General features: G+C 42.9%; 20 protein-coding genes. 12 read left to right on the forward strand and 8 right to left on the reverse strand.

Annotation, left to right across the window (positions count from 1 at the left end):
- Window positions 1–728: 728 nt before the first annotated feature.
- From E2R65_RS13500 to porD, 4 genes are all read left to right on the forward strand, one after another.
- Window positions 729–1,661, forward strand: a complete 933-nt coding sequence (locus tag E2R65_RS13500) for an outer membrane protein assembly factor BamD (protein ID WP_134337016.1) — start codon at window positions 729–731, stop codon at window positions 1,659–1,661.
- 19 nt (window positions 1,662–1,680) lie between these two features.
- Entirely contained in the window at window positions 1,681–2,025 is a 345-nt protein-coding gene (locus E2R65_RS13505; protein WP_121248887.1) for a DNA-directed RNA polymerase subunit omega, read from the forward strand.
- Window positions 2,026–2,119: 94 nt separating this feature from the next.
- Entirely contained in the window at window positions 2,120–3,322 is a 1,203-nt protein-coding gene (gene coaBC, locus E2R65_RS13510) for a bifunctional phosphopantothenoylcysteine decarboxylase/phosphopantothenate--cysteine ligase CoaBC (RefSeq protein ID WP_134337017.1), read from the forward strand.
- Complete coding sequence (gene porD / locus E2R65_RS13515) at window positions 3,319–4,218, forward strand: type IX secretion system protein PorD (RefSeq protein ID WP_134337018.1); 900 nt, start codon at window positions 3,319–3,321, stop codon at window positions 4,216–4,218. Before coaBC ends, porD begins: the two co-directional genes overlap by 4 nt.
- Window positions 4,219–4,245: 27 nt before the next feature.
- Here the strand turns inward: porD and E2R65_RS13520 are convergent, their stop codons facing one another.
- The gene (locus E2R65_RS13520; protein WP_134337019.1) at window positions 4,246–4,833 is read right to left on the reverse strand and encodes a TetR/AcrR family transcriptional regulator; all 588 of its coding nucleotides are present in this window, start codon (window positions 4,831–4,833) and stop codon (window positions 4,246–4,248) included.
- Between the two features lie 251 nt (window positions 4,834–5,084).
- Between E2R65_RS13520 and recJ the strand changes: the two genes are divergently transcribed.
- From recJ to E2R65_RS13540, 4 genes are all read left to right on the forward strand, one after another.
- Window positions 5,085–6,782 carry a single-stranded-DNA-specific exonuclease RecJ gene (gene recJ, locus E2R65_RS13525; protein WP_134337020.1) on the forward strand — a complete coding sequence of 566 codons (1,698 nt, stop codon included), beginning with the start codon at window positions 5,085–5,087 and terminating at the stop codon, window positions 6,780–6,782.
- An 84-nt stretch (window positions 6,783–6,866) separates the two neighbouring features.
- Window positions 6,867–7,607 carry an LPS export ABC transporter ATP-binding protein gene (gene lptB, locus E2R65_RS13530; protein WP_134337021.1) on the forward strand — a complete coding sequence of 247 codons (741 nt, stop codon included), beginning with the start codon at window positions 6,867–6,869 and terminating at the stop codon, window positions 7,605–7,607.
- Window positions 7,608–7,702: 95 nt separating this feature from the next.
- Complete coding sequence (locus E2R65_RS13535; protein WP_134337022.1) at window positions 7,703–9,226, forward strand: GH3 auxin-responsive promoter family protein; 1,524 nt, start codon at window positions 7,703–7,705, stop codon at window positions 9,224–9,226.
- A gap of 86 nt (window positions 9,227–9,312) precedes the next feature.
- Window positions 9,313–9,702: a hypothetical protein gene (locus E2R65_RS13540; protein ID WP_134337023.1), complete on the forward strand. Its 390-nt coding sequence runs from the start codon at window positions 9,313–9,315 to the stop codon at window positions 9,700–9,702.
- Here the strand turns inward: E2R65_RS13540 and folP are convergent.
- Window positions 9,692–10,543, reverse strand: coding sequence for a dihydropteroate synthase (gene folP, locus E2R65_RS13545; protein ID WP_229704677.1), 852 nt, complete (start codon window positions 10,541–10,543; stop codon window positions 9,692–9,694). The two genes, E2R65_RS13540 and folP, sit on opposite strands and share 11 nt — an antisense overlap.
- Before the next feature lie 115 nt (window positions 10,544–10,658).
- On the opposite strand from folP, the gene E2R65_RS13550 reads away from it, so the two are divergent.
- The 3 genes from E2R65_RS13550 to E2R65_RS13560 are packed head-to-tail and all read left to right on the forward strand — an operon-like array spanning window position 10,659 to window position 12,852.
- Window positions 10,659–11,201, forward strand: coding sequence for a DUF1599 domain-containing protein (locus E2R65_RS13550; RefSeq protein WP_134337024.1), 543 nt, complete (start codon window positions 10,659–10,661; stop codon window positions 11,199–11,201).
- Window positions 11,201–12,352 carry a BT_3928 family protein gene (locus E2R65_RS13555; RefSeq protein WP_134337025.1) on the forward strand — a complete coding sequence of 384 codons (1,152 nt, stop codon included), beginning with the start codon at window positions 11,201–11,203 and terminating at the stop codon, window positions 12,350–12,352. The genes E2R65_RS13550 and E2R65_RS13555 overlap by 1 nt, the downstream gene beginning before the upstream one ends.
- Window positions 12,352–12,852 (forward strand): shikimate kinase, encoded by a 501-nt coding sequence (locus tag E2R65_RS13560; RefSeq protein WP_134337026.1) that lies wholly within the window; start codon window positions 12,352–12,354, stop codon window positions 12,850–12,852. Before E2R65_RS13555 ends, E2R65_RS13560 begins: the two co-directional genes overlap by 1 nt.
- Before the next feature lie 19 nt (window positions 12,853–12,871).
- On the opposite strand, the gene E2R65_RS13565 is transcribed toward E2R65_RS13560, so the two are convergent.
- The 6 genes from E2R65_RS13565 to E2R65_RS13590 all read right to left on the reverse strand — a co-directional run bounded on the left by E2R65_RS13565 (window position 12,872) and on the right by E2R65_RS13590 (window position 17,053).
- Complete coding sequence (locus tag E2R65_RS13565; protein WP_134337027.1) at window positions 12,872–13,381, reverse strand: phosphoribosyltransferase family protein; 510 nt, start codon at window positions 13,379–13,381, stop codon at window positions 12,872–12,874.
- 91 nt (window positions 13,382–13,472) lie between these two features.
- Window positions 13,473–13,874, reverse strand: a complete 402-nt coding sequence (locus E2R65_RS13570; RefSeq protein WP_134337028.1) for a hypothetical protein — start codon at window positions 13,872–13,874, stop codon at window positions 13,473–13,475.
- 6 nt (window positions 13,875–13,880) lie between these two features.
- Window positions 13,881–14,888, reverse strand: coding sequence for a hypothetical protein (locus E2R65_RS13575; RefSeq protein WP_134337029.1), 1,008 nt, complete (start codon window positions 14,886–14,888; stop codon window positions 13,881–13,883).
- A 99-nt stretch (window positions 14,889–14,987) separates the two neighbouring features.
- Window positions 14,988–15,203, reverse strand: coding sequence for a DUF2442 domain-containing protein (locus E2R65_RS13580; RefSeq protein ID WP_134337030.1), 216 nt, complete (start codon window positions 15,201–15,203; stop codon window positions 14,988–14,990).
- Between the two features lie 79 nt (window positions 15,204–15,282).
- Window positions 15,283–16,008: a YebC/PmpR family DNA-binding transcriptional regulator gene (locus E2R65_RS13585; RefSeq protein WP_134337031.1), complete on the reverse strand. Its 726-nt coding sequence runs from the start codon at window positions 16,006–16,008 to the stop codon at window positions 15,283–15,285.
- Between the two features lie 94 nt (window positions 16,009–16,102).
- Window positions 16,103–17,053, reverse strand: a complete 951-nt coding sequence (locus E2R65_RS13590; RefSeq protein WP_134337032.1) for an NAD-dependent epimerase/dehydratase family protein — start codon at window positions 17,051–17,053, stop codon at window positions 16,103–16,105.
- A gap of 257 nt (window positions 17,054–17,310) precedes the next feature.
- Between E2R65_RS13590 and E2R65_RS13595 the strand changes: the two genes are divergently transcribed.
- Window positions 17,311–18,318 (forward strand): aspartate-semialdehyde dehydrogenase, encoded by a 1,008-nt coding sequence (locus E2R65_RS13595; RefSeq protein WP_134337033.1) that lies wholly within the window; start codon window positions 17,311–17,313, stop codon window positions 18,316–18,318.
- The last annotated feature ends 122 nt before the right edge of the window (window positions 18,319–18,440 follow it).

Below are 18,440 nucleotides of genomic sequence, written 5' to 3' on the forward strand. Positions count from 1 at the left end.
CTCCTGGTTCTGCTAACGTTTTTTTCTAAACCGCTTCCGGCTTTTTCTCCCTCGTTTTGGGATTGCAAAGGTAGAAACCTTTTTTGTTTTTGCAAACTTTATTTCTAAATAATTTAAAGCCCCTTTTCAATCTAACTACCACTCCCACCTTTCGGCTTTTGCGGGCTGCAAAGGTAGAAACCTTTGTTTAAATTGCAAACTTTATTTTTAAAAACTTGTATTGTTATATTTTAATGAACACCCCGCTATTTCGTTTGCGGGCTGCAAAGGTACGCACAAATTTTACTTATGCAAATGATTGGTTAAAGTTATTGATAGTGTACTTTTAACACGCTGTAAATGAAGCAGAAAAAATGAAGCTTGTTTTAAACAAAGGCGACTAAACTGTGTATAAAGACCTTTTTACATGATCTATTGTAAAAATGGTTTTAAAATTCGCCAAAACACACAATTGCGTTAGGGATAGCGGATACCGGCCCAGTGGCTAAGGCCAGTGCAGTATGAGCGGATAGCCCGGCCCGTTGGCTAACGGAACGCCTATATAGTTATATACACAAAACTAAATACAGGCGTAGCAATGCCTGGCAACCAATATACCAAGCCACATTTTGCAACGTTAAAAGATGTTAAATAAACATACCTTATATATAAGGTGTGGAATTGTGGTTATATATTCGCCCACTAAATAAATAATTGACTGATTTATAATATTCAACTATCTTTGCAAAATGTTCAAAAAACAACTACTCATATTTTCGGGCGTAATGTTATTGCTTATTGTTACGCTTGGCAGTTGTAAAAGCAAATACGAAAAATTAAAGGCGAGTAACGATAACGCCAAAAAATACCAGGAGGCGGTTAAGTTTTATAATAAAAAAGATTATACCAAGGCTTTAGGATTGTTTGAAGACCTGGTTACCCGTTACCGCGGGCGGGCCGAAGCTGAGGATTTGTTTTATTACTATGCTTACACCAATTACAGGCTAAAAGATTATACCTCGGCCAGGTTCCATTTTAAAACTTTTGCCGATACTTATCCATCCAGCCCAAGGGCAGAGGAATGCCGCTTTATTGCTGCTTATTGCTTTTATCTGGATTCGCCCATTTACTCGTTAGATCAGGAGAACACCACCAAGGCTATCGAGTCGTTACAGTTGTTTATTAACCTTTACCCGAAAAGTGACCGTGTTACCGAGGCAAGCAAGCTGATACAAAACCTGCGCGATAAGCTGGAACAAAAAGCTTATGCCAATTCAAAATTATATTTAACCATTGGCGATTACCAGTCGGCAGTTATTGCGTTTAACAATACCCTGCGCGATTACCCGGACACTAAATATGCCGAAGAGCTTGAATTTTTAACTATACGTGCCCAATACCAATACGCCAAAGTTAGCTTTGAAAGAAAACAGCCCGAACGTTTTGAGCAGGCCATGACCTATGCCGACCAGTTTACAGAGAAATATCCTAACAGTAAGTTTTTAAAGGATGCTGCTGATTATAAAAAAGAAAGCCAGCAAGGTATCTTGCGGGCTAAAAGGGTTATAGCCGAGGCCGAAATTAACCCTAAGGTTGCCGAAAAGGTTGCTAAAAAAGATACAACCAACACCGGCCAGCCGCCATCAATAAAAGACAGAGATAACCAGAAAATACCATATTAATAATAAGTAAATAAAAGACATGAACGTTAACAACCCAACTAACAAGCCAGCTGTAGCCAGCAGTACAGTTACCCGTGACCTGCGTGAACTGGATGTGAAAACCGACAATATATATGAGTCGTTGGTAATTATGTCAAAAAGGGCAAATCAGATCTCAAACAACATAAAAGAAGAATTACACCAAAAGCTTTCTGAATTTGCATCGGCTAACGATAACCTGGAAGAGGTTTTTGAGAACCGCGAACAGATAGAGATCTCTAAATATTACGAAAAACTGCCTAAACCTACCTTAGTAGCCGTACAGGAGTTTTTAGATAATAAAATTTACTACCGTAACCCGGCTAAAGAAGCAAGAGAAGTTTAAGCACTTCGCTCAGTTCAAAAGTTAAAAGTCAAAATTCAAAGATGCAGGTACGCCTCCTTTTGAATTTTGACTTTTTATTTTTTACTTTAATAGTATGTTAGAAGGTAAAAAAATAGTATTAGGAGTTTGCGGGAGTATTGCGGCTTATAAAACAGCTACATTGGTAAGGCTGCTGGTTAAGGCGGGTGCGCAGGTACAAGTGGTGATGACGCCTGATGCCACTAATTTTATTACGCCGCTTACGTTATCTACCTTATCTAAACGCCCAGTATATGCCAATTACTTTGAGCCTAAAACCGGCGAGTGGAACAACCATGTAGAACTTGGGCTTTGGGCCGATGCCATGATCATAGCACCAGCCAGCGCCAACACCATGGCCAAAATGGCAAACGGTTTGGTTGATAACCTGCTTACCGCAGTTTATCTGTCGGCTAAGTGCCCGGTGTACTTTGCCCCGGCAATGGATCTGGATATGTGGAAACACGATACTACGCAGCAAAACATTGCCGGCCTGCAGGGCTTTGGTAATGTGATGATACCACCGGGCAGCGGCGAACTGGCCAGTGGCCTGCACGGCGAAGGCCGCATGGCCGAGCCGGAGGACATCATAACCTTCCTGGCAGATGATATTAAAAAGAAATTGCCGCTGACAGATCAAAAAATACTGGTTACTGCCGGGCCAACATATGAGGCGATAGACCCGGTACGGTTTATCGGCAACCATTCATCCGGCAAAATGGGCTTTGCCCTGGCAGATGAACTGGCTTCGCTTGGGGCAGATGTTACTTTAATTGCAGGCCCTACGGCCCAGATAAGCAAATACCATAGCATTAAAAGAATAGATGTAGTAAGCGCGGCCGATATGCTGACGCAATGCCTGGAACATTTTACAGATGCAAATGCCTGCGTAATGTGTGCCGCCGTTGCCGATTATACCCCGGCGCACGTATCGGCACAAAAAATAAAAAAGCACGATGACGGGCTTAACATTCAGCTAAAAAAAACTACCGACATCTTAAAAACCCTTGGCCAGCAAAAACGTGCAAATCAGGTATTAGTTGGGTTTGCGCTGGAAACCCAAAACGAAGAGCAGTACGCGATTGACAAACTCCAAAAGAAAAACCTTGACCTGATTGTATTAAATTCATTAAATGATGAGGGGGCAGGCTTTAAGAATGATACAAATAAAGTAACTTTGATAGACCGCAGCCTGAATAAAACTACTTACGACCTGAAAAACAAGACCGAAGTGGCCCATGACATTTGCGTTAAGCTTACCCAACTGCTAAAAAAATGAAAAGATTTATAACTTTTATCGTGCTGTTTTTTGCCTGCTATGCTGTTGCAAAGGCCCAGGATCTTAACGCGCGGGTAAAAGTTGTAGCACCTAAATTACAGCTTACCAACAAGCGTGCCCTGCAAACGCTGGAAACGGCTATGAAGGATTTTCTGAACGGCCGCAAATGGAGCGCAGACGATATTGCCCCGCAGGAACGTATAGACTGTAACTTTGTACTTAATGTAACTGCCTGGGATGGCAGCAGCAACTTTAGCGGCGAGCTGCAGGTGCAATCGTCAAGGCCGGTATATAATGCCACCTATACCACCACACTGTTAAACATTAATGATAAGGACTTTGATTTTACCTATACCGAAGGCCAAACCATTGACTATAGCGACCAGCTGTTTCAAAATAATTTAAGTGCGGTAATGGCCTTTTACGCATACATTATTGTGGGGATGGATTATGATTCGTTCTCTAAATACGGTGGCACCCAATATTTTTTAAACGCCCAGAATATTTCTATCAACGCGCAAACCACCTCGTTTAAGGGCTGGAAAGCCTTTGATAATAACGTTAACCGCTACTGGCTGGTAGAAAACCTGAATAATAAACTGTACAATAACCTGCGCGAATTTATCTACAATTACCACCGTAACGGGCTGGATATAATGGCAGATAACCCTGCTAAAGCCCGTAAATATATCAGCAGCATATTACCTGTTTTAAGCCAGGTAGACCGTAAGCGACTGGGGTCTTATTTCCCGCTGGCATTTTTTACGGCGAAAAATGCCGAACTGGTATCTATATTTAGTAATGCTTCCCCGCAAGACAGAATCCAGGCCATGAACATCCTCTCTCTGGCCGACCCGGCAAATGGCGGTAAATATCAAACCTTAAAAGGAAACTAATTAACATTTGCATATCATTCGGCTGCATCAGGCTAACTGCTTCAGGTAATTTTTAAACTCCTGCAAAAAAACCGTGTAACAGGATGATCCCATTGCTTTACCCATGTTACGCACACCACTGTAACCAGCCACTACAAAGCAGGCAACATGCCCCGCATTAACTTCTTTATTGATCTTGTTTAAGGCTTTACCCTGTTCAATACTGCCTTTTACAGCCTCCTGCCACTCTTTAATAAACCTAAGCAAAGCCGATTTAAAATCGTCATTTATTGCCGACATTTCTTCAATTAAATTCACCACCGGGCAACCGTATTTGGCCCGCAAAAAAGGCACTTTCAGCAAAACTATCCGCATCATTTCGTAAATATCAACAACAGGGTCATTTGTATCCAGCAGTGGTTTCACTAATGAAGTGTGCATGCCCGGGCAAATAATATCATTGATCATCGCCAGGCCCATCTGGTCCTTATTTTTAAAATGATAAAAGAATGCGCCTTTGGTAACCTTTGTTGTAGCCAAAATATTATCTATACTGGTTGCCTGGTAACCCTGCTTATAAATAAGCTCGAAGGATTTGGTCAGGATCATGGTACGGGTTTTGGCAGCTTTAGACATTTTAATACCGTTTAGTATGTTATACAAACATACTATATCGTTACACGGCTTCCTAATTAATCTTTATTGTCTGTAGTACCATTAAATAATTTATAGAATTATTGATCATCCGATATAGTAACTTCAAAAAAATCGTTAATTCTAAAAAACGGCGAAGCCCTGTTGAGTGCCTTAAAAAACTAATTACGTACGAAAAATTCGAGTTCAGGCTGAATTACTATCTTTACTCTTTTTAAGCGATAGAATATTATATGACTAAACGTTGGGTGTTAAAAAAAGCGGCAGATGCAATTACAGTACAGGAACTTGCTGACGGGCTCAACATCAACCCTGTTTTATCTACCTTACTGGTACAGCGTGGCATTAAAAGCTTTGATGAGGCCAAATATTTCTTTCGCCCTAATGCCCTGCACCTGCACGATCCCTTTTTGATGCAGGACATGGAAAAGGCCATCTATCGCATAGAAAAAGCCATAGCCGATAACGAAAAGATTTTAGTTTACGGGGATTATGATGTGGATGGCACTACGGCTGTATCCATTGTTTACAGCTACTTTAAAAAACTGCATCAAAATATAGAATACTACATTCCCGACAGATATAAAGAAGGGTACGGAATTTCTACCCAGGGGATTGATTACGCCGCAGTCAATGGCTTCGGACTGATCATTGCGTTGGATTGCGGCATCAAATCGGTAGATAAAATTGCCTATGCAAATACCTTAGGTGTAGATTTTATTATTTGCGACCACCACCTACCCGGCGAAGAACTGCCTGCGGCTGTTGCCGTGCTGGACCCTAAACGTGCAGATTGCGGTTATCCGTATAAAGAACTTTCCGGTGCGGGTATCGGTTTTAAGCTGATCCAGGCCTGGGCCGAAAAACACAACCTGCCGTTTGAAGATGTTGCCGAATACCTGGACCTGGTAGCCATCAGCATAGCTTGCGATATTGTACACATTACCGGCGAAAACCGCGTACTGGCCCATTTAGGCTTACAAAAGATAAACGAGAACCCTTGCATCGGTGTAAAAACTTTGATGGAAGTAGCCGGCAGGGGCAGCACCTACACCATAAGTGATGTGGTATTTTTATTAGGCCCGCGCATTAATGCCGCCGGCCGGATAGATGATGCCAAACACGCTGTTGAACTGTTGATAGCCTGCCATGAAGATGCCGCCAAAGAAAAGGGCGACATGATCAACATCCGCAATACTGAGCGCAAAGGGCACGACCTGCAAATTACCGAACAGGCTCTCAGTATAATTGATAATGATAAGGTGCTGATAGCCCGCAAATCTACCGTGGTGTTTAATGAGGACTGGCATAAAGGCGTTATTGGCATTGTAGCATCGCGCCTGACCGAAAAGTATTACCGGCCTACCGTAGTACTTACCCGCTCAAACGGGCACGTCGCAGGTTCTGCGCGCTCTGTTTTGGGGTACGATCTATATGAGGCATTATGCGGTTGCAGCGACCTGCTGATTCAGTTTGGAGGGCATAAGTATGCTGCCGGTTTAACCATGCATCCGGAGAATGTACCGGCCTTTATGCAAAAATTTGAGGAGGTTGTAAGCTCGACCATCCCTGATGAATTATTAATTCAGCAGGTAAGCATTGATGCTGAAATTAAATTAACAGATATCAACTCAAAGTTTTTCAGGATCATGAACCAGTTTGCGCCCTTCGGCCCGGAGAACATGGCGCCGGTATTCCTTACCAAAAATGTGTATGTTAGCGGTAATGCGGGTTTGGTAGGCAGTACACACCTTAAAATGTTTGTAATGCAGCAGGGCTCGGCAGCTTTTAGCAGTATTGCCTTTAACCAGGGCGAATTGCTGCCACAATTAAAACCGGGCGTACCTTTTGATATTTGTTACACGATTGAAGAAAACGTATGGCGCGAGCAGCGTACTATACAATTAAATATAAAAGCAATTAGAATCTAAATAAAAAGTCAAAATTAAAAAGTCAAAAAAGCGATAAGCTTAGACTGCAGACATTTTGAATTTTAACTTTTGAATTTTGAATTAATGATACTCAGAGCAGAGAATTTAGTAAAAAAATATAAGCAGCGCACCGTAGTGAACGATGTAACATTTAATGTGGCGCAGGGCGAAATTGTGGGTTTGCTTGGGCCGAATGGCGCGGGTAAAACCACCTCATTTTACATGATAGTAGGTTTAATTAAACCCAACGAAGGCAAAATATTTTTAGATGATGAAGATATCACAACCGACCCCATGTACCGCCGCGCCCAAAAGGGTATTGGCTATTTGGCGCAGGAGGCATCGGTTTTCCGTAAGCTATCTGTAGAAGATAACATTAAAGCCGTGCTGGAAATGGGTAAAATGAGCAAGGACAAGCAAAGGGATAAACTCGAAGAATTGATAGATGAATTTAGTTTACACAAAGTACGCAAAAATCGTGGCGACCTGCTATCCGGTGGTGAGCGCCGACGTACAGAGATTGCCCGCGCCCTTGCTGCCGAACCAAATTTTATCCTGCTGGATGAACCCTTTGCCGGGGTTGACCCGATAGCCGTGGAAGAGATCCAGGCCATGGTAGCTAAATTAAGGCATCGTAACATCGGTATCCTGATAACGGACCATAACGTGCAGGAAACCTTGTCGATCACCGACCGCGCTTACCTGCTTTTTGAAGGCAAGATACTGGAATCGGGCGTACCCGAAGTATTGGCTGCTAACGAAATGGTACGTAAGGTTTACCTTGGGGCCAACTTTGTGCTGAAAAGAAAAACATTTCCGCAGTAATTACATATTTAATAAGTATTCATACATCATAGTTGATGCTTCATAGCCGCTCAACTCCTGCTATGAACTATGATCGATAAACTACCAACTAAATTATGACCATTCTTAACTCTGTATTTACCTGGTTCATGAAAAAGCGTATCCACCAGATAGAGCTTTTTATGAAATATCCCAACGAGGTGCAGGAGGAGTGGTTTGAACAACTGATTGCCGGTGCCGAAAACACCGAATGGGGCAAGCAGTATGGTTATAAAAGCATCGAAAACCTTGCCCAGTTTAAAGAGCGGGTGCCTATCCAAAATTACGACACGCTAAAACCCTACATCGAGCGGATGCTGAAAGGCGAGCAAAATGTATTGTGGCCGTCAGAGATCCGTTGGTTTGCCAAATCATCAGGCACCACCAGCGACAGGAGCAAGTTTATCCCCGTAAGCGAAGAATCATTAGAGGAATGCCATTTTAAAGGTGGCAAGGATATGCTTACCCTTTACTTTAACAACCGCCCCAACGCACGCATATTTACCGGTAAAAGTTTAACACTGGGCGGTAGCCACCAGATAGGCCAGCTTAATTCTGATACCTTTTTTGGCGACCTGTCTGCCGTGATCATGAAAAACCTGCCTCTTTGGGCAGAGTTTTACCGCACCCCCCATTTAGATATTGCCCTGCTGGAAAACTTTGAAGAAAAGATAGAAAAGATGGCCCATGCCACCAAAGATGTTAATGTAACCAGCATCAGCGGCGTGCCTACCTGGAATATTCTGCTGTTTAAACGCATCCTGGAGATCACCGGCAAAAAAAACCTGCTGGAAGTGTGGCCGAACCTGGAGCTCTACTTTCATGGCGCCGTAAACTTTACCCCATACCGCGAACAGTTTAAAAAGCTGATTCCGAACGATGATATGTATTACCTGGAAACCTACAACGCATCCGAAGGTTTTTTTGGCATACAGGATTTGGAAGAACCCGGCGATTTACTATTAATGCTTGATTACGGCATCTTCTATGAGTTTCTACCTATTGAGCATCTTCATAAGGATAACCCAAAAACATTAACCTTAGATGAGGTAGAACTGAACAAAAATTACGCACTCATCATCAGCACCAATGCAGGCCTTTGGCGCTATATGATAGGTGACACGGTTAGGTTCACCTCGTTGGTACCTTACCGCATCCAGATAACCGGCCGTACCAAACATTTTATCAATGCTTTTGGCGAGGAACTTATTATAGATAATGCCGAACGCGCACTTGCCGAGGCCTGCGCACAAACAGGCGCCATCATCCGTGATTATACGGCCGCCCCCGTTTATTTTAGCGATAACCAATGCGGCGCCCACGAATGGCTGATAGAATTTGAAAAGCACCCAACCGAATTTGAACGATTTATAGACCTGCTGGATGAAACCCTGCGCCGTGTAAACTCCGATTACGATGCAAAACGCTTTAAAGATATGGCCTTGCGCCGCCCGCAGGTAAAAGTAATGGCGCAAAACACCTTTTTTAACTGGATGAAAGAAAAAGGCAAAATTGGCGGTCAGCATAAAGTACCCCGCCTGGCCAACAACCGAGAATATGTGGATGCCATTTTAAAAATGACAGCGTTTGTGGGGAATTAATTTACATCATCTTAATTATTTCATAACCACACTCCTGTAGCATCTGGGTACAGGTTCTCGTAATAGCTGTATCCAATTTATTAAAAATGAAAAAAGCTTTACTGATAATGGTGCTGGTTATTTCTCTTACATCATGCAAAAAAGACAGATCAGACATCCCCTCTGTTAATGGCACCTGGGAACTGACAAAAATTACCGGAGGCTTTGGCCCGGGCATGGTAGTCCCCACCGAAAAAAGAGACAGGTATGAATTCATATTAAACAGCAGGTATGCTAAAACGGATACCAATAAAGTTGTAACTGAGGGTAAATTCAGTATAAAATTTATTGATGAAAATAATGGCTACAGGTTTGGTACCATTACCTTCACTAACCCCGATTATTCGGATGCTATCAGCTTTAAAGCAGACACCATGTTATTAGGCAGTTCGGCAGCAGATGGGCCAACTTATCAATATATCAGGATTAAGAAGTAACGGCCTCGTATATTTTCACTGCTTCAACTGCCTCCTTTACATCATGCACACGCAAAATGCCTGCGCCTTTCATCAGGGCAATGGTGTTTAGCGCAGTGGTACCGTTTAGGGCCTCCTGCGCGCTGGCGTTTAAAAGCCCGTAAATCATTTTTTTGCGGGAAACACCGGCTAGCACCGGCAATTGCAGGCGATGAAATTCCTGCATCCTGTTCATCAGCGCATAGCTATGTTCGGGCCTTTTGGCAAAACCAAAACCGGGATCAAGGATGATATCATGCACGCCCAATTGTTTAAGCTGATAGATCTTCTGTACAAAATAATCGTACACTTCGGCAAATACATCCTCATAAGCAGCCAGTTGCTGCATAGTTTGCGGTGTACCTTTCATATGCATTAAAATATAGGGCACTTGCAAACGTGCAACGGTGGCAAACATCGCTTCATCCAGCATACCACCGCTAATATCATTTATAATATGGGCACCGGCTTTTATAGCCGCTTCGGCAACCCCCGAGCGAAAAGTATCTACAGAAATTAGGGCATCCGGATATGCTTTTGCAATAGCCTCAACAGCAGGCAACAGCCTGTCCATTTCTTCCTGTTCAGCAATATCTGCTGCCCCCGGGCGCGAGGAGTAAGCTCCAAGATCTAAAAAAGCAGCACCATCTGCCAGCATTTTACCGGCCTGCTGCAATACATTTACGCCGGTTTTGCGGCTTTCGGCATAAAAAGAATCGGGCGTGATATTGATGATGCCCATCACCCTGGGGGCCGATAGGTCTGTTAATTTACCACCCGCATTCAGGGTTACTTTTTTCTGAAAAAATGTATCTTTAGCCACGTTATGGTTGTTGCAATGTTGAAAGGTTACAAAGTTGTAAAGTTAAATCACTTTATAAAATCTTTCTATCTCATAACATGAACATTCCAACCTTAAAACATTTAAACATTACAATATCTTGAGCAATACAACAGCAGAATACGAAGCAGTAATAAAAATTTGCAAAGGGCTTTTTATCAAAAAAACGCGCGACTATGGCACGGCATGGCGCATACTAAGGCTGGAATCTATCACCGATCAGATTTTTATTAAAGCCCAGCGCATCCGTACGCTCGAAGAAAAGCAGGTATCAAAAGTGGGGGATGATATTACCGGCGAATACATCGGTATTGTAAACTATTGCGTTATTGCTATGATGCAGCTGGATTGCGGCCCGGAAACCCCTGCCGAGCTTGACCCTGCCGAAGTGGAAATGATATTTGATGGCAAGGTAACCGAAACCAAAGAACTGATGTTTGCCAAAAACCATGACTATGGCGAGGCCTGGCGCGATATGCGCATCAGCTCATTGACTGATCTGATACTGATGAAACTACTGCGTGTAAAACAGATAGAAGATAACAAAGGCCAAACCCTGGCATCAGAAGGTGTAAAAGCCAATTACCAGGATATGCTTAACTATGCGGTGTTTGCACTGATAAAATTAGGGGTACAATAATGAAGAACGGATCAGTTTGGTTTTGCAGAATAACCGTTGGCTTATTGTTCATCTTTTCGGGATTGATAAAAGCCAACGATCCGCTTGGTTTTTCTTACAAGCTGGAAGAGTATTTTGAGGTATTCCATATTACCTGGCTTAATGGCCTTGCTTTGAGCATGTCTGTGCTGCTATGCGCTTTAGAAATGATCCTGGGCTTTACCTTGCTGGTTGGTGCACGCGCTATAAAGGTAGTGTGGGGCTTGTTGTTATTGATCATTTTCTTTGGTTTTCTTACCTTTTACTCGGCCTACTTTAAAGTGGTGCAAACCTGCGGATGCTTTGGTGATGCCATACCGCTTACCCCGTGGCAATCTTTTTCCAAAGATATGGCACTATTGCTTTTGGTGATGGTGCTGTTTGTTAACCGTAAAAGCATTAAACCATTAACCAATGCTAAAACCAGCGATAAATTACTGATCGGTGCTACTATTATTTCTATTGGTTTTGGCCTTTACACTTACAACTTTTTACCTGTGGTAGATTTTCTGCCGTATAAAGTTGGAGCAAACATCCTTCAGGAAATGAAAACCCCGCCGGGTGCCGTACCTGATGAGTTTGAGGTTACCTACATCCTAAAAAATAAAAAGACGAAGGAAAGCAAAACCATGTCTGACAAGGAATACATCAAATCGGGCATTTGGAAAGACACCAAATGGGAAGTAAAGGGCAACCCCGAAAGCCGCCTGGTTAAGAAAGGCTTTGAACCTAAAATCCGCGATCTGAACATCCAGGATGCGCAGGGTAATAATTATAACGAAGAATTATTAAGCAGTCCGTTTTATAGCTTAGTTATCGTCGCCTGGAATTTAGAAGATACTAATGCAGAGGCGGTTAATCGCATCAACGCTTTAGCTATTAATCTTACTCAAAACTACAATACACGCACCATCTTCCTAACCTCTAACGCGCCGGATAATGCACAAAAGTTTGCTAAAGCCCACAAGCTGATCAGCGAATTATTTTATGCCGACGGTGTTCCGTTAAAAACGATGGTACGCTCTAACCCCGGCATTATTTTGTTAAAGAATGGCATAGTAATTAATAAATGGCATTTTCATAACATGCCTAAGTACGAGGATATTGTTAAAAACTACCTGAGCAAGCAATAATGGGCCTGATATTTTTAGTAGGATTTATGGGCTGCGGCAAAACCTCGTGGGGGCGCAAACTGGCTGCAGGTTTGGATTACGAATTTATTGACCTGGACCATGCGCTTGAAGCCCAAGCAGGCTTAACCATAGCCGAATATTTCACATCGTACGGCGAAGAAGCATTTCGCAAACTGGAATCGGAGATCTTAAAAACGACTGATTATCCGGAAAATACCATTATATCAACCGGCGGCGGCCTGCCCTGTTTTTTTGACAATATAGATTGGATGAACAGCCATGGCCAAACGCTTTATATCCAGTTATCGCCCAAGGCACTGGGTAACCGTTTAGAAAATGCCAAAACGCAGCGCCCCGTATTACAGGACAAAAAAGGCAATGAACTGGTTAAATTCATCGAACAAAAATTAGCCGAACGTGAAGGGTTTTATTTAAAGGCAACCCATATAGTGAACGGGATAGATATGAGTGTAGAGAAGTTGATAGAAGTTTTAGATTAGTACTTAGTTAGGAAATTCTCTACCTCAAATAAACTGCATCTTCTTCGCCCTCAACGTCAATTACCACATCTACATGTTCTTTAATAACGGTTGACAGCGCCACACCGGCATAATCTGTAGTTACCGGGAAGTTTTTATGGTTACGGTCTACCAGTACAACGGTGCGTAGTTTTTTTAAGGGCACATCCAAAAATATACCAAAGCCATAAGCCAAAGTTTTGCCGCTATTCAGTACATCATCTACCAACACAATAACCTTATCGCTGCATTCCTGCACATCAAAATTTGTTTTAGCATGCAGCTGGCTGCTTTGCTTATCCAGTTCGATGGTAAGCAAGCGACTTTTAAAGGGTGCTATTTTATCTAAAATAGTTTTTAAGCGTTCGGCTACATGGTTACCACGCGGCAGTATCCCTGCGATCAGGATCTCCGTTTCATCAAAGTTATCCTCCAGGATCTGGTAAGCGATACGATCTATCTTTTGCTGTATTTGCTGGCTGTTTAGTATCAGGATCTTTTTATCAGACATGGTAACGAGTTGGTATATTGTAAAAGTTGAAATATTATAAAGTTAAGCCAGAATTTCAAAATGTAAATATAAAAGAACGTTTCAACGGTTCTTAACTTTTTACGTAAGGATAATATACAAAATTAGCCCCCTCGGGCACTACCACAAACAGGCACATAAAATCGTTAGGGTTTTTGTAGGTAGATAGAAAGCGCTCTTTCAATTCTGCTTTAATGATACCACGCTCTGTAAATTCCTCGATGGTTGATGCATGGATGCTCCATTCGGTATTCAGTTCGTTCCTGTCCAGTATCAGTTCACCCAACTTAAGTTTGTGCTGGTGGGCTACAAAAATTGGATGTGATGACAGGCCTTCAACCATAATTTCAATAGCTACCTCATGGATAGACTCGTTAAAAAATTTAAGGTCGCGCTCTAAACTAACCAGCGGGCTTTCTTTCTTTGGCGGCTGCTCTTCTCCCCTGTTTTTGTTAAAAAGTTCTTCGGTTTCCATATTAAATTATTCTTCAGGTGCTTCGGGTGGTTGGGCTTTGGTGGCTTTGGCATTAAACCTTGGTTTAAAACCAATTTTGGGCGATGCAGGTGCTTCTTCGGGCGGTTTAGCTGCTGTTATATCCTCCGGTTTTTCTTTTACCGGGTGTTCCTTATCTTCTGTGTTTTCTGCAATACTATCTGCTGCTTTTGGGGCCATCGTTTTCATATTAAAACGAGGTTTAAAGCCAGCAGGCTTAGGTGCGGTCTTTTCAGGCTCTGCAGCGGGTTCAATAGTTTCGGTGGCAGGCTTGGTTTCGGGTTCTGTATCTTCTGCTTCAATTGCCTTTGGCGCCATTGTTTTCATATTAAACCGTGGCTTAAAGCCGGGTTTAGGCACATCAGGTTTCCCTGCTGATTCGGGCACTTGTGTTTCACTTTCGGGCTTTGGCTCTTTTTCAAACTCCTTGGTTTGCGGGGCGTCGCCTTTAGTCATTTTCATATTAAACCGTGTCTTAAAGCCGGGCTTGGCCGCCAATGGTTCTGTTTTTGCTTCCACCGTATCTGTTGTACGTGGCGTTGCATCAGCCGCATCCTGCATGGCTTCCTTCGCCTGCTCAAACGGTGGGTCTTGGTCTTTTATAGTAGCAGCCTCATTAACTTCGGGTGTAGCTGTAGCACTGTGTTCGGGCGCCGGCTTCTGTACATCACTGGTTGCTGATGCGGGTTTGCTTAACATACCCGGTTTAAACCTTGGCTTAAAACCGGTTGTTGGTGCAGGAATAGCTTCGGTTAACGTTTCAACTATAGTTTGCTCGGCCAGCTGATTTTCCTGGCGCATTTTTTCGGGTTTTAACCCGGGCGCCAAGTGATACAGCAACCTTAATTTATTAAACCAATACTTTTTGGTATGATCGAAACTTTTTTCGCCCATTTGGGCAAAGTGTTTTTCAAATTCGGCATACAGGCCCGGCTCTGCTGCCTTTAAGGCAACCAGGTCTATCCGCTTTTTATTAAAAAACTCTTCAAAAGTCATGTTATGTTTAGATGTGAGATATGAGATATGAGACGTGAGACCGAAGCCTATTTTTCTCAAATCTCATATCTCTATACTCAAATCTCCTATAGTGATCTCCTACAAAGCTACATCCACATCCAACGCATTAAAGTGGATGCCGGTTGCTGTTTGTTTCCAGTCATCGCGCTCTTCATCCGTAGCATTCATTAGCTTAGGGAACCATTCCAGCGGGAATGCCTGTTGCTTGCCATCAGGTTTTTCCACAAAAAGTAAACCATTGGCAAAGGTTATTTTAACTTTTTTTTCCTGTTTGTTTGACGAGAATAGAGGCATAATATTAAGTCAAAAGTGAAAATTCAAAAGTCAAAAATCGAAACCGGATACTTCAATCAGTCAAAAATCAAAAATCGCCTTACTCCGCCATATTATGGTAAACGGCCTGCACGTCGTCATCTTCCTCTAAGCGATCGATGATCTTGAAAACGTCTACAGCCTGCTCTTCGCTTACCGATGTGGTAGATTGTGCAATCCGCTCCAGCTTAGCCGATTTGGTTTCTATACCCAATTCTTCCAGCATCTTCTGCATCTTGCCAAAATCTTCATATGCGGTGTGCAATACAGCAACATCGTTCCCTTCTTCGTCGGCCTCTACAAACAGGTCTTCTAAACCGGCATCTATCAGTTCAAATTCCAGTTCTTCCAGGTCGCGGTCGCCCGGGTCAAAGGTAAATACCGATTTACGGCTGAAGATAAAATCCAGCGAGCCGGTTTTGCCCAGTGTACCACCATATTTGGTAAAATAGCTGCGTACATTAGCAACGGTACGATTGAGGTTATCGGTAGCAGTTTCTACCAGTATAGCCACGCCGTGTTGTGCGTACCCTTCATATACAATTTCTTCGTAATCCTTCTCGTCGCGGCTGGTTGCACGTTTTATGGCAGCTTCTACCCTATCCTTAGGCATATTAACTGCTTTTGAGTTTTGGATAGCCGTGCGCAGGCGCGAGTTGGTTGTAGGGTCGCCCCCGCCGGCTTTAACAGCCATTACAATCTCCTTACCTAAACGGGTAAACTGCACCGCCATTTTGGCCCAGCGCTTAAACTTTCTTTCTTTACGGAATTCAAATGCTCTTCCCATATTAGCCCCCCAGCCCCTTAAAGGGGGAGCCGGGAATTATTTTTTTTATGTTATACCATCAGCCTACTTATTCCCCCTTCAGGGGTTAGGGGCTCTAAATTACATTTTTTAAATTAGTTAGCATATCCCCGGTGATCTTCGCCAGATCGTAATCTAATTGCCAGCCCCAGTCCTGCTGGGCCTGTGTATCGTCTATTGATTTTGGCCAGCTATCCGCGATTGCCTGGCGCGGATCGTTATCCGCATAGCTCATTTCAAAATCAGGTATATGCTTTTTAATCTCTGCGGCAAGCTGCTCCGGCGTAAAACTGATGCCCGCCAGGTTATAACTCGACCGGATACTCAGGTTCTCAACCGGCGCATCCATTAAATTAATGGTAGCACGGATAGCATCTTCCATATACATCATGGGCAAAGCTGTTTGTGCCGACAGGAAACCCTGGTATTTACCATGCTTTAATGCTTCATGAAAAATATGCACGGCATAATCTGTTGTACCACCACCGGGATTTGCCCGCCAGCCTATCAGGCCGGGGTAACGTAAGCTGCGTACATCCACGCCATATTTAGTATGGTAATATTCGCACCAGCGCTCGCCGGCCAGCTTACTAAAACCATATACTGTGTTTGGATCCATCACACAATATTGCGGCGTATCGTACTGAGGCGAATGTGGCCCGAATACGGCTATAGAGCTTGGCCAGAAAATTTTTGAGGTTTTAAATTCAACAGCAAAATCAAGCACATGTAACAGGCCGGTCATATTCAAATCCCAGGCCACTTTAGGCTTTTGTTCGCCTACAGCAGATAATATGGCCGCAAGCAGATATACTTGTGTAGGTCGGTGCTTATCAAATAAATGATGCAGGTTGTCTTTATCAAGTACGTTCGCAAATTCAAATGGCCCACTGTTGCGGATAGCATAGTTAGGGCTGTTAATATCAGATGCTATAACATTTTCGGCTCCATGTATTTTCCGTAAAGCTGTTACCAGTTCGGTACCAATTTGTCCATTGGCGCCAATCACTAAAATCTTTTCGCTCATGCAATCCCAGGTTTGGGTACAAAGGTAAAAATTTGGGCGTAATCGCGAATTTTTGTCTGAACCTGAATTTGAAGGAATTATAGTATCAAACCCTAATCTTACATTTTTTTACCAGGATATAAATTCTTAATTCAAAAAATTCCGGTGCAGATGGACTTAGAACCAAACAATTTATCATACTAAAATGGTAGTCATTCCGCAAAAAAAATCGCATATTTGGAGTTTAATTAACATACACAAATAATTTTATTCAGAAAATGAAAATCGCAGTTGTTGGTGCCACAGGTTTGGTAGGCACTAAAGTGTTGCAGGTTCTTGCAGAACGCAACTTCCCCGTTACAGAGTTGATCCCCGTAGCCTCCGCTAAAAGTATTGGTAAAGAAATTACTTTTAAGGGTAAGCCGTTTAAGGTGGTTTCTGTTGAGGATGCGATTAAACAGAAGCCCGATGTTGCTATTTTTAGCGCAGGCGGCAGTACTTCTTTAGAGCAGGCACCACTTTTTGCGGCAGCCGGCATTACCGTTATTGATAATTCATCCGCCTGGCGCATGGACCCTACCAAAAAACTGGTTGTGCCAGAAGTTAATGCAGATGTATTGACAGCCGAAGACAAGATCATTGCTAACCCCAATTGCTCAACCATACAAATGGTAGTGGCCTTAAAGCCCCTGCACGATAAATATAAAATTAAACGCGTAGTGGTATCTACCTACCAATCGGTGACCGGTACCGGCGTTAAAGCGGTTGACCAGTTATTTAACGAGCGTAAAGGCATCGACGGGCCAAAGGTTTATCCTTATACCATCGACCTGAACGTGATCCCCCAAATTGATGTATTCACCGAGAATGGTTACACCAAAGAGGAGATGAAAATGATACTGGAAACCAAAAAGATAATGGGCGATGACAGTATTAAGGTTACGGCAACCACTGTGCGTATCCCGGTTATGGGTGGCCATTCCGAATCTGTAAACATTGAGTTTTTGCATGATTTTGACCTGAGCGAAGTGCGCGAATTATTAGCCAACTCGCCGGGTATTGTGGTGGTTGATGATGTTGCCAACTTAAAATACCCAATGCCGCTTGATGCACACGATAAGGACGATGTATTTATAGGCCGCCTTCGCCGCGACGAAACACAGGATAACACCCTTAACTGCTGGATAGTATCTGACAACCTGCGTAAAGGTGCGGCTACCAACGCTGTACAAATTGCAGAGTATTTAGCTGCTAAAAACTTAATTGGACAGGCAGTTGCTGTTTAGAGATTAGAGGCTTTTAATAAGAGCTTAGTTGCTCTGTATATATTTAATAGGGATGATCGGAAGATTATCTCTATTTTTTTAAATCAAATTATTCGCCAATCTCAATTTTCTTAAAACTATAA

The organism is Mucilaginibacter phyllosphaerae (assembly GCF_004378255.1).
Classification (GTDB): Bacteria; Bacteroidota; Bacteroidia; order Sphingobacteriales; family Sphingobacteriaceae; genus Mucilaginibacter; species Mucilaginibacter phyllosphaerae.